The following is a 1,482-nucleotide window of genomic DNA, read 5'->3' as shown; positions in this document are numbered from 1 at the left end:
TCCCAATATGCGGCCGGGCACGTCGCGGAAAACCGGTCGGCCAAGGTCCTGGAGCCACGAGCAGCAACGCATTGAAAGCCACGCCCGATTCCCCTGGGCCTCAGGGACTTTACGACCCGTCCCTACGACCTACTCAGAAAGGGATGACCGCTAACGATCGCCTGGTCTTCCCGGCCGTGCCTGCCGTCAATACGGCAGTGGAAGCCTGGTCGCGACGTCTGGTGCCACCTGGTTTCCGGCAAGTGGATGAGGTTCGCCGGTCATCGTTGACAGTGCGACGGCGACCTCGTACGTACTCGCCTTGACGTATGTCAGAGTCACCCCAGCGGCACTGATGGGGTCGGCGTGCGCGGCGTATGCGTGGGCAACCGCGTAGCCGAAGTTCCTTTCGACCCAACCGAGCACTGTGTGTCGAATCCAGTGCGTGGTGACCTGATGAGTGGATATCCATGCGATGTCGCGGCCCACGCGATCCCAGAGATGGTCGTATCGGCGGCGGGTGATCACTCGCCCATGGCGGTAGCGGAGGAGTTGTTCGTCCACAGACGACCCGCGGACACGGTGGGCGTCGATCATGGAAATCAGGGTCGATGAGATCGGTTGCCAGTGGACGGTGCCGCCCTTGCCCCTTAGCCGAATCATCTGCTGGTCGGGATCGACGTCCTTGGGACGAATGGCCAGCGCGGTCCCCGTTCGGCAGGCGGTTTCGAGGTGGAGACGTAGTAGGAGGGTATCGAGTCGGGGGTCGTCGCCGGTGTTCGACACGACCTCGATGACCCGGGCGAGTAGGTCGAGGGGGATCGCGCCGCGCGGACTGGGCAGGCGCCGCGGTTTGGTGAGGTGTCTGGCGGGGTGGTCAGTGGGGACGAGTCCTTCATGGGCGGCGAAGCGATAGAGATATCGGAGCGCCCCGACCATATGTTCGGCAGCTGAGCGCCCATCTCGGGAGGTTCTACGGTGGATCGCTCGTGCCCGAGCTTGTTCAACGAGGACCTGCAACTCCCTCGTCGTCGGCTCGTCGATTCGGACATCGGCCCATTCCTGTTGAATCCGAGCCCAATACGGTCGGTAGGTGCGCAGGGTTCCCAGTGGGACCGTCGGGATAAGGCGTGAAATGTAAGCGGCGAAGGTCGGTGACTGGGGGTGGGTGGGAGGATTGATCAGGTCTTCCGGACGTATCCCCAACTCTTCGAGAAGCTTTCGCGCGATGTCGTAGTTGCTCCCTGTCATGGGAACCGCCACCCTGGATCCCCACGCATTGGTTCGGGGGACACGCGCGACCCCACGGGGGTGCGCGGAGTTAGAGCGGCACGTGAGCTGACCTCGGCTGGCTGTTTGAGCCAGTCAAGCTTTCCGTATGTTTGGTTGTGCTTCATTGGGTTCCTCAGGCCCCACGCGGTCCTCCCACCCTCCAAGGAAACCGAAAGATCGGCGCCAGTGCAACAATCGGTACTCGGCGGTCAAGCGGCGACGACGAAGGCC

General features: G+C 63.0%; 1 protein-coding gene. It reads right to left on the bottom strand.

Translation table 11 applies throughout. The annotated features are described in order from the left end of the window. Positions 1-186: 186 nt before the first annotated feature. Positions 187-1,230: a tyrosine-type recombinase/integrase gene (locus ACFWPJ_RS32625; RefSeq protein ID WP_378857343.1), complete on the bottom strand. Its 1,044-nt coding sequence runs from the start codon at positions 1,228-1,230 to the stop codon at positions 187-189. Between the last annotated feature and the right edge of the window lie 252 nt (positions 1,231-1,482).

It is taken from the genome of Nocardia sp. NPDC058497 (genome assembly GCF_042720195.1).
Classification (GTDB): Bacteria; Actinomycetota; Actinomycetes; order Mycobacteriales; family Mycobacteriaceae; genus Nocardia.
This window is presented reverse-complemented; position numbering and strand designations above follow the sequence as displayed.

What these genes read in the sequence shown, in the direction of transcription:
- ACFWPJ_RS32625 (WP_378857343.1), bottom strand. Translation starts at nt 1,230, where the DNA reads ATGACAGGGAGCAACTACGACATCGCGCGAAAGCTTCTCGAAGAGTTG.